Below are 13,479 nucleotides of genomic sequence, written 5' to 3' on the forward strand. Positions count from 1 at the left end.
GAGCTGGAACGCGCGGTGGACGCCGTCGGCGAGGCGTGGTCGGCGGCGCGACCGCACCTGTCCGAGCTGAGCGGCGAGGCGGTCGAGGGCCTGCTGCTGGCGCGGTCGGCGGCGGTGAACCACCTGACGTCGCTCACCCTGCACCGGAGGGCGGTCGCGCTGGGCGAGGACGTGCTGGCGGACGTCCTCGCCCTGCTCGGCCCGGCGCACCACGTCACCGTCGCGGCCCGCGCCAACCTGGGCGGCGCCCTCCTGGGCGTCGGCCGGGCCGACCGCGCGGTGGCGCTGTTCGCGGAGAACGCCGCCTGCCCGGCGGGCGACGACCGCGAGGCGCTGGGCAGGCGGCGCAACCTCGCCCTGGCGCACCACGCGGCCGGTCGCGGCGCGGTGGCGCTGAAGCTGCTGCGCGACTCGCTCCGCGAGGGGGAACGCCTGCTCGGCCCGGACGACCCCGACCTGATCGGCACGCGCTACTGGCTGGCCCGCTGCCTCGCGGACGCCGGCCGGGTGGCCGAGGCCGTCGGGCACCTCGAACGCGCCCGGGAGCACCCCGGCACGACGTTCGCGGTGACGCGGGAGCTGGAGGAGGTCCGCTCGCTGTTGATCACGCTGTACCGGCGGTCGGGGCGCGTCCAGGATGCGTTGCTGGAGAACTGGTCCTGACCGCGCCGCGCGGCCGGAACTCCCGTACCGACCCCCGACCCCCGACCTCAGCGGAGGCGCTTGATCTCGCCCCGGGTGCGGTAGAACGACCCGCTCGCCGAGGTGAGCACCTCCGCGACCAGGTACCGGGCGCCCGGCACGCGGATGTCCTTGGGGAACTGCACGCCCCACGTGCGGTCGTACCCGTCCGAGACGACGTGCACCCTCGTCCGGCCGCCCTCCCGCACGCACTCGACGACGACGCCCTCGCCCGGTGCGACGTGCGAGACGACCTCGACCTCGGCGGTCGCCTCGACGCGGTCGATGCTGCCCGCCTTGATGTCCTGGCGCTGCGGCAGCCGCCCCTGCTCGGCCGCGCCCACGGCGGCCGGGCTCGCGTCGAGGCAGGCGAGCGAACCGTCCGTGGTCACCAGGTAGAGCCGCTCGTCGCGGTACTGCATGGAGTACGCCGAGCCGCACCCGGTGGCCAGCTTCCACAGCCGGGTCCCGTCGGCGGCGAAGCAGTACACCGAGGACTGGTTGTCGCCCGCGAAGACGAACTCGCCGCCGGGCGAGGTCGCGCAGGAGAACACGGGCGCGTCGCAGCGGTAGGAACCCGTCTCGCGACCGTCCGACTTGGCGAACCGGTGCACGCGCCCCCGGCTGGTGCCCGCGAAGACCTCGTCGCGCTCCTGCCAGCCGAACAGCACCTCCCCCACCGTGTCGGCGTGCCACGCCCGGTGCCCGCGCCCGGTGTAGTGGGTGACGCCCCGGGCGTGGCCGTGGAAGACGCCCTCCGGCGAGCAGCGGACCATCCAGGCGCTGTCGCCGCCGGCCGTGGACGACCACTGGAACTCGTCCTCGTGGTCCACCACGGTCACCCGGCCCTGGCGGTCGGACACGCCGAGCACGCCGTCGTGGATGTCGAGCCAGTAGATGTCGACGTCCTCGGAGATCTCGTAGGCCACCCGGGGCACCTTGGCGCCCAGGTCGTACACCCGGCCGTCGTCGCACCCCGCGTAGATCCAGAAGTCGTCGGCCACGATGCACTTGACCGCGTCGGGCAAGCCGAAGCGCCCGGTCACCACGCCGTCGTGGGTGAGGGTGTAGACGTCGCCCTTCTCGTTGCCGACCCAGGCGTGGTCCTCGCCGATGAAGATCCCGAACGCGGGGGCGCCGGAGGAGAACCGCCACAGCACCGGCGCCTGGTGGGCGGTGGAGCGGGTGCTGACGATCTGCCGCCGGCTCACCGGCCGGCGCTGCCGCGCGCCCTTGACGGCGGGCGCGTAGCCCTTGCGCACCTTCTCGCCGATCTTCCGCTCGGCCGCCTTGAGCGCCTTGGCGTGGTCGGCGAAGGTCGCGCTCCTGACCTGCCCCTGCTCCCCGATGCGCCCGTAGGTGATGGTGACCTCGGTGTCCTCGACCCGCACCTCGTAGAACTTGTGCGCGCCGCCGCCCGCCTCGGACAGCTCCAGGTACGTCGTGGCAGACATCCGCTCGCTTCCCCCTTCAAGGTCAACTGCGGGCACGCTATCGGGCGGCACCGACAATTCCGGCGCCCTGCCCGGCCGCGGGGGTCAGCCGGCCGACGGCACCGCGTAGTAGCCGCCGCCGACGGTGAGCAGGTACGGGTGGAGCGCGTCGCCCGCCATGCGGGACTGGGCCAGGGCGAAGCCCCGGGCGAAGTCGTCCTGGAAGGCCATGAACAGCACGCCCTCGTCCGGGGTGCCCTGCGGCGTCGGCGGCGCCTGGTAGGTCCACGACCGGCGCAGCATCCGGGGCGCGGGCGCGCCCGGGGTGCGGGGGTTCATGGCGCGCACGTGGGAGTCCAGGGGGATGACCGCGCCGGTCGGGTCGGCGGCGTAGCCGGGCTCGGCGTGGGCGGGCGCGCCGTCGAGCCAGGTGCCGTCCGGGTGGCGGCCCACGACGCGCCGCTGGTGCTCCGGGGTGTCGGCGTCCCACAGCCGGTGCGCCAGGCGGATGACGCGCACGGCGAGGAGGGTGTCGCCGGTCGGCAGGAGGATCGAGTCGCTGTTGGTCTGCCCCTCCACGAAGCCGAAGGGGTTGCGCTGGAGGCGTTCGTCGACGGTGTCGCGGTGGACGGCGGTCCGCCAGGTGACCCGCGCGCCGGGCAGGGCGGCCAGGAGCTCGGCCAGGCGTTCCCCGCAGTCCTCCTGGTCGTCCCCCTCGACCTGGAGGAACGCGTCGGTGTTGCTGCGCTCCGGGAGCAGCACCTCGCCGGGGAACGCGGGCATGGCGGTCAGGCCGGGGGTGCCCGGCGCCAGGCGGGCGCCCAGGCCCACCAGGACGTCGGGTTCGCCCCGCAGCTCCCGCAGCGGCGCGGCGTCCCCGGCCGCCTCGAAGTCCAGGAACGCCACCGCGCCCGCCCGCCGGGGCCGGCGCAGGGCCGCGTTCGCGGCAGCCGACCGGTCCGCGCACCCGGCCAGCGCGGTCAGCGTGGTCACGCCGGCCCCGGCCAGGAAGGCGCGGCGCGTGGGGCTCACCGCGAGGGGTCCGCGACCGGCAGGCCGAGGGCGCGGCCGATCTCGCGGTCCACCGACAGGTACCCGGCCAGGCTCCAGGTGCCGCACGGTTCGGAGTGGGTGGTCGGCTCGCCGTCCAGGCCGACGTGCTGCCCGGTGGTGGTGCGGAAGCAGTGCCGCGCCAGCAGGTCGGACGGCACGGGCTCGTGGTGGGCGACGGTGCGGAAGTAGCCCTTGGACCAGGGCAGGCGGTTGATGAACAGGGGCGGCACGAGCAGGGCGTCCGGGCGCAGCCGGGCCGGGTCCGGCTCGGGCCGGCCGGACACCGAGTCGTAGAGGTAGACCAGGTTCGCGCCGGGCATGGGCGCCCGTTCCCGGGGCAGGTCGGCGGCCACGACCCGGCCGAACAGGTGCCTGCCGTCGACCAGGCCCAGGGTGAACACGTCGCCCGCTCGCACCGCCTTGCGCGAGCCGGGGCCCGCGACGAGGTTCACCGGGGGTACCCGTTCCGGTTCAGCCACGCCTCACCCCACTTCACGGCCTGATCGTAGTACGGGTGCTTCGGGCTGATGCTGTTGCGGATGTTCTCCCCGCGGTTGCGGTTGATGAGGGCCTGCTCGATGGCGCGGGCCTCGCCCCGGGTCACCGAGCCGTTCTTGGTGATCGTGGTGAGGTCGAAGTCGCGGCCGGTGTGCTCGGCCGCCCGGCGAGCCGGGTTGTTGGTGATGCCCGAGTACACCGACTCGCCGTTGCGGACGCCCTGGTAGACGTCCACGCCCGCCTCGGCGTTGCGGCCCTGGGTCAGCGCCTTCGGGAACGGCGGCATGGCGTCGAGCGCCTTGCCCGCCCGGCCCAGCGCGCCGAGCCCGCCGAGGGCGCCCATCGCGCAGCCGGCCGCCGCCGAGGCGCCCACGCCGCCCCAGTCGACCTTGCGGCCGGACAGGCGCTGGCCCGCGTAGTCCAGCCCGCCGTCGAGCAGGCCGCCGACCAGGCAGCCCACCAGCAGCGGGTTGTGGCCGGACGGGTCGGTGAGGTTGGTCGGCGAGTTCGCCGCGTAGGCGTAGAGGTTGGTGCCGCCCGCGATGCCGATCGGGTCCTCGGACACGAACCTCTGCAACGCCGGGCTGTAGTAGCGGGCCCGGTAGTGCATCAGGCCCGTGCCGTCGTCCTGGCGGCCGGTGAACGCCAGGTCCGAGCCGCGGCGGTCGCCGGTGGCGACGGGCGCGCCGAACGGGTCGTAGGCGGTCGTCGCGGCCACCGCGCCGTCGCCGCGGCCCAGGGCGATCGGCGAGCCGAGCACGTCGGTGAGCGTCGTGTCGGTGACGCCGGCCGCGGTGCGGGCGAACCACTGGTCCACTCCCCCGGACAGCTGCGCGGCGGTGACCGCGCCCGCGGCGTCCAGCTCGGCCACGGCGTTCGCACCGTCGTGGACGAACCTCGTGGTGACGCCGCCGACCACGCGGGCGGTGCGGGTGCCGGCCGCGTCGTAGGCGTGGGTGGAGGCGAGGCCGGTGCGGCTGGTGCCGGTGAGCTGCCCGCGCGCGTTCCAGGAGTAGGCGGTGGTCCCGTCGTCGAGCAGGTTGCCGTCGGCGTCGTAGGTCAGCTCGACGCCGCCCGCCGAGACCAGGCGGTTGGCGTCGTCGTGCACCAGGTCCGCGCGGGCCGCCGGGAGCACCACCCCGGCCAGGCTCCCGGTCACGGAGGTGCGCCGGCCGCTCGGGTCGTAGGTGTAGCCGAGAGCGCCCTTCGGCGTGCCGGCGTGCGCGTAGGAGATGCCCGTGACCTGGCCCGCGGCGTCGTAGGCGTAGGTCTGCGTCCAGCCGCCGGGCAGGGTCAGGGTCTCGACCCGGCCCGCGGCGTCGCGGGTCGCCGAGGCGGTCTCGCCGCCCCGCGACACCCCGGTGAACGCGCCCGAGTCGTCGTAGGTGTAGGTGGTGGCGGGCAGTCCGGGCAGGCTGGTGGACGTCTGCCTGCCGACCTCGTCGTAGCCGTACCCGACGGTGCCGTTCGGACCGGTCGTGGTGAGGAGGCGGTCCCGCGCGTCGTAGGTGTGGGTGAGCGTGCCGCCGGCCGTGTCGTCCAGCCGGGTCAGGCGGTCGAACCCGTCGTAGGTGTAGGTGAGCCGGGACTCCTGCGCGTCCGGCCCGGTGACGCCGAAGCGCGTCGAGGTCGGCCGGTCGAGCAGGTCGTGGGTGGTCTCCGAGCGGACGCCGGAGCGGTTGACCGACGCCGTGGCGCGGCCCGCCGCGTCGTAGGTCGTGGTGGCGGTGCGGCCGAGCGGGTCGGTGGTGGACAGCGGGCGGTCCTGGCCGTCGTAGGTCCACCGCGTGGTCTTGCCGCGCTGGTCGGTGTACGAGGTGAGGTTGCCGTTGTCGTCGTAGCCGAAGCGGCTCACCCCGCCCAGCGCGTCGGTGACGGTGACCGGCTGGTTGAACACGTCGTAGGCGGTCAGGGTGGCCGCGCCGGACGGGTCGGTCTCCTGCACCAGCCGCCCGGCCGCGTCCACGAAGTGCTCGGACACGCGGCCCAGCGGGTCCTCCGCCTCGACCGCGCCGCCCGCCTCGTAGGTGAACGAGGTGACGCCGCCACCGGGGGCGGTGACCTTCGCGACCTGGCCCGCCGAGGTCCACGTCGTGGTGGTGACCCGGCCCGCCGGGTCGGTCGCGGTGAGCGGGTTGCCCTTGGCGTCGTAGGTGTAGGTGCTGGTCCGGCCGGCCTCGTCGGTGGTGCTCAGCGGCCGGTCGAACGGCCCGTAGGCGACCGTGCCGCTGACGAACGCGTCCGCGGTGCCGGCCAGCCCGGTGGTCGCGGTGATCCGCTGGGCCGCGTCGTAGGTGTACTCGGTCCGCCTGCCGTAGGGGTCGACGACCGCGTCCACCCGGTTGTCCGGGCCGCGCACGTAGGTGGTCGTGCGGGCCAGGGGCGTGCCGTGGGCCGCGGTGTCGGTCGAGACCATGTGGTTGGCGTCGAACGCGACGCGGCGGACCGCCCCGTTGGGCTGGGTCACCTGCGTCTCGGTGATCCTGCCGGTCCCGTCGAGCGCGTAGGCGAACCGGTAGCTGCCGCCGTCGGCGAGGTCCTGCCGCTGCACGCGCCCGCCGGCGTCGTAGGTGACGTCGAGGTAGGCCACGCCGCGCGCGTCGGTGATGCGGGTGATGCGGTGGGCGCTGTCGTAGGTGTAGGTGGTGACCTTGCCCGCGACGTCGGTGACGGTGGCCAGCCTGCCCGCGCCGTCGTAGGTGTAGGAGGTGGTCCGGCCGATGTTGTCGCGCGCGGCGACGACGCGGTTGGTGGAGTCGTACTCCAGGGCGATCCAGCGGCCGTTGGGCGAGATGATCTGGGTGACCTCGCCGTTGGCGCCGCTCGGCCGGACGAACGTGACCTGGTTGCCGTTGCGGTCCTGCATCGCGCGCGGTCGGGCGTACCAGGGGAAGAAGTACTTGGTGCCGTCGCGCAGGGTCAGCACCCAGTCGCCGTTGGACTGGGCGATGGTGGAGCCGGTGAAGCGGCCGGGCGAGCCGACCGCGCCGAACACGGCGTCGCTGTAGCCCGTGCCGGGCGAGGTGCGCACGTAATGCGCCCGGCCGCCGCCGGGGGTGTAGAGGTCGACCTCCTGGTACTGGCGCTCGGAGGCCAGGAACATGTTGAAGTCGGCGCCGGAGTTCAGGCCGAACTCGCGGACCTTGCCGTCGCCCTGCCAGTACAGGCGGGTGAGCGAGATCGGCACGGTGTCGGCGAGGCCGAGGTCGGTGTGGGCGTCGGTGAGCAGGCCCGTGGACAGGTCGACCGGGTCGCCGGACAGCTTGTCGATCAGGTCCTGCCACCACGGCTTGTCCGGCTTCGGGTTGCCGGGCGTGTTGAACATGGCCCCGTCGAGGGTCCACAGCCGGGTCTTCTCGTCCGGCACCACGCGCGTGCCGTCGTCGTTGACGCGGCCCTTGCCGTAGACGTACCAGCCCTCGTCGGTCGGGTCGTAGTTCCAGAAGTCGACCTCCGCGCCGGGCGGCAGGTCGGTGTAGTTCGGGTACACCACCGACGCGCCGTCCGGGAAGATCGACGTACCGCCCGGCTGGACGGTGAAGTACGTGGGCACGATGCCGTTGCGCGGCAGCGGGAACGGCGGCCGGTCGACCGGGATGGCGGTGATGCCCAGCTCCCGCACCACCTCGCCGTCCTGGTCGCGCACCACGGAGCCGGCCGGGACGCGGACCTCCAGGCCCGGCACGTCCGGTGTCGTCAGCACCGTCTCGCGGGTGGTCGGCGCGCCGATCTCGACCGTGTTGCGCATGTCCAGGCGCGGCAGCCAGACCGTCGCGTCCAGCGGCGTCGTGACGCCCTCGCGGACCTTGGCGCGCAGGCGGAACGTGCCGTAGCGGGCGGGACCGGTCTCGGCGGCGTAGCCGTCCACGACGAGCGTGGTGGCGTTGGGCCGGACACCGGCGAGCAGGAACCGCCCCTGGTCGTCGGTGGTGGAGCGGACGTCGTCGACGCGCACCGGGATGCCCCGCAGCGGCGTGCCGTCGAGACCGCGCACGTGACCGCTGACGGCCGTCTTGCCGGGCTCGGCGACGAGGTCCGCGACCGGCTCGGGGTCGGCGCGGCGCGTGGCCCAGTCGACGCCGTCGAGGTTGCCCTGGTCGGGCGACCACGCCGGGGCGCGGTCGGGTTCCGGGGTGCGGTCCGGGGTGGCCGCGTCCGGCGAGCGCAGGTCGGCGGGCACCCGCCCGGGGGCGGGCCGCGCCGGTGGCGCTGGGTCGGCGGCGTTCCGGGCGGCGTCGGGCTTGCGGGCGGCCGGGTAGGTGGTCCGCGCCTGCGCCTGCGGCTCGACCGGCGTGATCTCGGTCTTGGCGGTCGCGGCCCCGGCGGGTCGGGTGGCGGTGAACGTGACGGACCCGACCAGGGCGGCCGTGGGCATCACGACCAGCCTGTAGGTGCCGGCCGAGGGCAGCGTGACGTCCAGGGTGCCGTTGCCGTACTTGGCCGCGCCCACGCGGCTGCCGTTGGGCGCGTTGAGCTGCCAGTCCAGGTCGCAGCAGCCGAACGCCGACGACGTGCCGGTGGAGGTGATGACGACGCGCTGGTTGGCGGTGGCGGTGAACGTGGCGAAGGCGTCCTGGCCGGGGTTGGTGAAGGTGATCGGTTTCGCCGTGCCGTCGAGGGGCAGCGGGCCGAAGTCGAAGTCGGCGGGGACGTTCCACGCCTTGACCGTCGTGCTGCCCGTGAGGGCGGCGGCCGGGTCGAAGTCGATCCGGTAGGTGCCGTCCTGGGGCAGCGCGATCGTGTCGAGGGTGTTGTTGCCGTACTTGGCGGTGCCCACCCGGGTGCCGTTCGGCGCGGTGAGCTGCCAGTTGAGGTCGCAGCAGCCGAACGTCGAGGACGTGCCGCTGGTCTGGATCAGGACTCGTTGACCCGTGGCGCCCTGGAAGGTGGCGTGACCGTTCTGGCCGGGGTTGGCGAAGGTGATGGTCCTGGCGGCGCCGTCCAGCGGCTGCGCGCCCGCGTCGAGGTCGGCCGGGACGTTCCACGCCTTGACCGTCGTGCTGCCGGTCAGGGCGGCGGCCGGGTTGAAATCGATCCGGTAGGTGCCGTCCTGGGGCAGCGCGATCGTGTCCAACGTGCTGTTGCCGTACTTGGCCGAACCCACCCGGGCGCCGTTGGGCGCGGTGAGCTGCCAGTCCAGGTCACAACAACCGAAGCTCGACGACGTGCCACTGGTCTGGATCAACACCCGCTGACCCGCGGCCCCCTGGAACGTGGCATGACCGTTCTGACCCGGGTTGGCGAAGGTGACCGCCTTCGCGGTGCCGTCCAACGCCAGCGGACCGGCGTCGAAGTCGGCGGGCACGTTCCACGCCTTCACGGTGGTGGAGCCGATCAGCGCGGCGGCCGGGTTGAAGATCACCCGGTAGGTCCCGTCCTGCGGCAGCGCGATCGTGTCCAACGTGCTGTTGCCGTACTTCGCCGAACCCACCCGCGTGCCGTCCGGGGCCGCGAGCCACCAGTCCAGGTCGCAGCAGCCGAGCGACGAGGAGGTGCCGCTGGTCTGGATCAGGACGCGTTGACCCGTGGTGCCCTGGAACGTCGTGTGACCGTTCTGGCCCGGGTTGGTGAAGGTGACCGCCTTCGCGGTGCCGTCCAACGCCAGCGGACCGGCGTCGAAGTCGGCGGGCACGTTCCACGCCTTCACCGTCGTGCTGCCGGTGAGAGCTGCGGCCGGGTTGAAATCGACCCGGTACGTGCCGTCCTGCGGCAGCGCGATCGTGTCCAACGTGCTGTTGCCGTACTTCGCCGAACCCACCCGCGTGCCGTCCGGTGCGGTCAACCACCAGTCCAGGTCACAGCACCCCAGGGACGAGGACGTGCCGCTGGTCTGGATCAGGACTCGCTGACCCGTGGTGCCCTGGAACGTCGTGTGACCGTTCTGGCCCGGGTTGGCGAAGGTGACCGCCTTCGCGGCGCCGTCCAACGCCAGCGGACCGGCGTCGAAGTCGGCGGCCACGTTCCACGCCTTCACCGTCGTGGAACCGACCAGCGCCGCGGCCGGGTTGAAGATCACCCGGTACGTGCCGTCCTGCGGCAGCGCGATCGTGTCCAACGTGCTGTTGCCGTACTTCGCCGAACCCACCCGGGTCCCGTCCGGGGCCGCGAGCCACCAGTCCAGGTCGCAGCAGCCGAAGGACGAGGACGTGGCGCTGGTCTGGATCAGCACCCGCTGACCCGCGGCCCCCTGGAACGCGGTGAAGGCGTTGCGGCCGGGGTTGGAGATGGTGACGGTCTTCGCCGCGCCGTCCAGGGTCTGCGCGCCGGCGTCGAGGTCGCCGGGGACGTCCCAGGCGGCGATCGTGGTGGAGCCGGTGAGCCCGCGGGCCGGGTCGACGTGGACCCGGTAGGTGCCGGTCTGCGGCAGGGTCGTGGTGTCGAGGGTGCTGTTGCCGTACTTCGCCGAGCCGACGCGGGTGCCGTCCGGCGCGACCAGCCACCAGTCCAGGTCGCAGCAGCCGAAGGACGAGGACGTGGCGCTGGTCTGGATCAGCACCCGCTGACCCGCGGTCCCCTGGAAGGTGGTGAAGCCGTTGCGGCCGGGGTGGGTGGTGGTGACGGTCTTGGCGGTGCCGTCGAGCGGCTGCGTGCCCGCGTCGAGGTCGGCGGGCACCTTGTGCACGGTCACCGAAATGGTGCCCGCGTTCGCCGAGGTGTTGCGCAGCACGACCGCCCGCAGGCCCGCGCCGGTCGCGGGGCCGGTCTCGATCCAGCCGTTGGCGCCGGGGCACGACGCCGAGCCGGTCTGCCGGTTGCGCTCGTCGTAGGCGCGGGCTTCGAGGTTGCAGGAGCCGAACGTGCCGCCGCTCAGCGTGACCGCGAAGCGCTCGCCGTCGGCGGCCGGGAAGTGGCGCAGCGCGTACTTGCCAGCCGGGATCGCGACCTGGGTGGCGGTGTCCACGGGGATCGCGGCGGCCGAGTCGATGTTCTCCGGCGCGACGCCGGACGGCGGCACGACGAGGACGGCGGCGCTGGTGGCGGTGCCGGCGGGGGTGCTGAACGAGATCCGGCCCGAGGCCGTGCCGGGCGGCACGGTGACCGTGAGGCTGGTGTCGGTGCGCCCGGTGACCTGGGCGAGGACGCCGTTGACCCGCACCAGGTTGTTGGCGAACTCGGGGTCGGTGTGGGCGACGGCGAGCGTGATGGCGGCGCCGGCGGTGGCGGTCTTGGGCGTGAAGTCGGTCAGCGCGGGCCGGTCGTCGCCGATGACCACGATGCCGTCGAGCGCGGCGGCGCCGTTCGGCGAGGTGACCTCCAGCGGGCCGCTCGTGGCGCCCTCGGGGACGGTCACGACCAGCTCGCCCTCGTCGGCGGAGGTGACGGGGGCCGCGGCGCCGTTGATCCGGGCGGTGGTGCCCGAGGCCGTGAAACCCTTGCCGGTGACGGTGATCGAGTCGCCGGGGCGCACCCGGCTCGGCACCGCCGACAGCACCGCGACCGGTGGCGTGCCGAGCCGTTCGACGCCGGTCACGTTGCCCGCGGCGTCGTAGCGGTAGCGGGCGACCGAGCCGTCCGCCGCCACGACGCCGGTGAGCCGGCCGAGGGCGTCGTAGGCGTAGGAGGCGGGACCGGGCGGCGGTTCGGGGACCTGGTGGGCGGCTTGCCGGGCGACCGACTGCGGTGCGGCGGGTCGGGGTTGGGCGCCGGAGTGGCCGACCGTCGAGCCGGCGACGGTCAGGAAGGCCAGGAGCACGGTGGAGAGGCGTCTGGTCGAACGCGGCACGTCGTCTCCTCGAAGCCGGGTCGCGAGCAGGGGCACAACCCCGGCCGAGGTGACGGCCGGTCGGGACTACGGGGGTCGTTCGGTGCGGGGCAGGGGCATCGCGCTGGTCTTTCGCGGTCGGGGGACGGCGCATTACAGAAGTCACTCGAACGGACGCGGAACGCGTCATTCGCAGTGACGTGGACTGGGCGCTTCGGCAGACGCCGTTGCGCCGAAGCGGCCCGAAGTGCGTGGTCAGGTCCTGTCGGCCGGGTTCCCCGGCCCGGCCGTCACCAGGGCGGGCACTGGGCCTGCGTGGTCTCCACGTACCGGGACGTCTCGCCCCACTGGTCGGTGGTGCCGTCGCAGAACCTGGTGAACCCGCCCACCGGGACGGTCCACGCGCTGTCGGCGTAGTAGGTCCTGCTGCACTGGTAGCCCGCCTTGCACGCCGGGATGGCCTGCGCGGGCGCGGCGGTCAGGACCGCGGCCGCCACCGCCGAGGCGACCGCGACCAGGCTGAGGGAACGACGGATCATGGTGGTCTCCCCACAAAGCGTGATTTCCTTTCACGTTAGTGGGGTGGCGAAGACCCGAAATCGCCCGATCGGGCCCAACGGGCGCGGCATCCCGCACCGGTGGCGGGACGCGCGCCGGGGTCACCGCCGCCGGGCCCGGAACGTCCGGCGGTACGCGCCGGGCGTGGTGCCCAGGGCGTTGAGGAAGCGCCTGCGGAGGTTGGTGGCCGAGGACAGGCCGACGCGGCGGGCGACCGCGTCCAGCGGGAGGTCGGTGGACTCCAGCAGGTCCCGGGCCGCGGCGATCCGCCGGCTCAGCAGCCACCGCCCCGGGCTGGTGCCGAGCTGGTCGGCGAACCGCCGGGTGAGGGTGCGCGTCGAGACGCCCTCGTGCGCGGCCATGTCCTCGGTGGTCACCGGTTCGCCGAGCCGGCCGCCGAGCCACTCCAGCAGCGGCGCGAGCGTGTCCTCGACCTGCGCCGGGTGGGGCGGGGCCGAGTACTGGAGCTGCCCGCCCTCGCGGTGGGGCGGCATGACCATGGTCCGCGCGACGTGCGCGGCGTACCGGGCGCCCTGGTCGCGGCGCACCAGGTGCAGGCACAGGTCGAGGCCCGCGCCCGCGCCGGCGCTGGTGGCCACGTCGCCGTGGTCCACGTACAGCACGTCCGGGTCGAGCCGCACGCGCGGGAAGCGCGCGGCGAACTCGTCCGCCAGCGCCCAGTGGGTCGTCGCCTCGCGGCCGTCCAGCAGCCCGGCGTGCGCCAGCGCGAAGGCCCCGGAGCAGATGCTGACGACCCGCGCTCCCCGGGAGTGCGCGCGGCGCAGCGCACCGACGACCGCGGGCGAGGGCGGTTCCGAGCTGGGCAGCCAGCCCGGCACGACCACGGTGTCCGCCCGGTCGAGCGCCTCCAGCCCGCCGGTGACGAGCATGTCGTAGCCGGCGTACGTCGCCACCGGGCCGGGGTGCTCCGCGCAGACGGCGAAGGCGTACCGCGTCGGGAGCCCGAGCCGTTCGACCCCGAACACCTGCGCCGCGCAGCCCAGCTCGAAGGTCGACTGCGGCGGGCGGACGAGGGCCACTACCCGGTGCATGGCCGAAAAGTACCGCACCACGTCTTTCCTGACACTCGGCGGGCCGGCCGGCCGCTGCCAGGCTGATCCCATGGCGACACAACGGAAAGCCCCCGCCTACACCTGGTCCGCCGTCCGGGACGCCCCGGTCCGCGAACTCTTCCCGGGCATCCGCCTGCGACCGCTGTGGGAGGGCGACGGCGGCGCGAAGGCCTGCGTGCTGGAGATGGACCCGAACACGCGCTGGCAGGGGGTCGACGTCCACGAACCCGGCCCCGAGGAGGTCTTCGTGGTCTCCGGCACCTTCAACGACGGCGACCGGGATTACCCGGCGGGCTCCTTCATCCACGCCGACGCGGGCACCTCCCACGTCCCGCAGACGACGACGGGCTGCACGCTGTTCCTCTTCTTCCCCGAGGGCTAGGCCCGACGGCCCCGCCGCGACCACGAGGGGGCGCGGCGGGGCCGGTCGGGGGCCGGACCGGTCACGGCGCCCAGGGCGCCGCCAGGGTCCAACTGCTGT

The 13,479-nt window shown here is 74.0% G+C and carries 8 protein-coding genes; 2 read left to right on the forward strand and 6 right to left on the reverse strand.

Annotated features, from left to right (window positions below):
- On the forward strand, positions 1-663 hold a 663-nt coding region (locus ACFV4N_RS30610), incomplete at its 5' end, for a tetratricopeptide repeat protein (protein WP_499676098.1).
- Between the two features lie 47 nt (positions 664-710).
- Here ACFV4N_RS30610 and ACFV4N_RS30615 read toward each other — a convergent pair.
- The 6 genes from ACFV4N_RS30615 to ACFV4N_RS30640 form a co-directional block, all read right to left on the reverse strand.
- On the reverse strand, positions 711-2,135 hold the full coding sequence (locus ACFV4N_RS30615) for a WGR domain-containing protein (protein WP_499676099.1): 1,425 nt from the start codon (positions 2,133-2,135) through the stop codon (positions 711-713).
- A gap of 84 nt (positions 2,136-2,219) precedes the next feature.
- Positions 2,220-3,146 carry a Dyp-type peroxidase gene (locus ACFV4N_RS30620; protein WP_499676100.1) on the reverse strand — a complete coding sequence of 309 codons (927 nt, stop codon included), beginning with the start codon at positions 3,144-3,146 and terminating at the stop codon, positions 2,220-2,222.
- Positions 3,143-3,646: an immunity 26/phosphotriesterase HocA family protein gene (locus ACFV4N_RS30625; protein ID WP_499676101.1), complete on the reverse strand. Its 504-nt coding sequence runs from the start codon at positions 3,644-3,646 to the stop codon at positions 3,143-3,145. The genes ACFV4N_RS30620 and ACFV4N_RS30625 overlap by 4 nt, the downstream gene beginning before the upstream one ends.
- A complete protein-coding gene (locus ACFV4N_RS30630) occupies positions 3,616-11,388 on the reverse strand; it encodes an RHS repeat-associated core domain-containing protein (RefSeq protein WP_499676102.1) in 7,773 nt (2,590 codons plus the stop codon). The genes ACFV4N_RS30625 and ACFV4N_RS30630 overlap by 31 nt, the downstream gene beginning before the upstream one ends.
- Before the next feature lie 269 nt (positions 11,389-11,657).
- Positions 11,658-11,906, reverse strand: coding sequence for a DUF6289 family protein (locus ACFV4N_RS30635; RefSeq protein ID WP_499676103.1), 249 nt, complete (start codon positions 11,904-11,906; stop codon positions 11,658-11,660).
- Positions 11,907-12,026: 120 nt separating this feature from the next.
- Positions 12,027-12,977 (reverse strand): helix-turn-helix domain-containing protein, encoded by a 951-nt coding sequence (locus ACFV4N_RS30640; protein WP_499676104.1) that lies wholly within the window; start codon positions 12,975-12,977, stop codon positions 12,027-12,029.
- Between the two features lie 70 nt (positions 12,978-13,047).
- Between ACFV4N_RS30640 and ACFV4N_RS30645 the strand changes: the two genes are divergently transcribed.
- Complete coding sequence (locus ACFV4N_RS30645) at positions 13,048-13,380, forward strand: cupin domain-containing protein (protein ID WP_499676105.1); 333 nt, start codon at positions 13,048-13,050, stop codon at positions 13,378-13,380.
- Positions 13,381-13,479: the final 99 nt, after the last annotated feature.

The organism is Actinosynnema sp. NPDC059797 (assembly GCF_042732085.1).
In the GTDB taxonomy this organism is placed as follows: domain Bacteria; phylum Actinomycetota; class Actinomycetes; order Mycobacteriales; family Pseudonocardiaceae; genus Actinosynnema.

Coding starts and splice junctions, on each gene's coding strand:
- ACFV4N_RS30635 (WP_499676103.1), bottom strand. CDS start 11,906: ATGATCCGTCGTTCCCTCAGCCTGGTCGCGGTCGCCTCGGCGGTGGCG.
- ACFV4N_RS30640 (WP_499676104.1), bottom strand. CDS start 12,977: ATGCACCGGGTAGTGGCCCTCGTCCGCCCGCCGCAGTCGACCTTCGAG.
- ACFV4N_RS30615 (WP_499676099.1), bottom strand. CDS start 2,135: ATGTCTGCCACGACGTACCTGGAGCTGTCCGAGGCGGGCGGCGGCGCG.
- ACFV4N_RS30645 (WP_499676105.1), top strand. CDS start 13,048: ATGGCGACACAACGGAAAGCCCCCGCCTACACCTGGTCCGCCGTCCGG.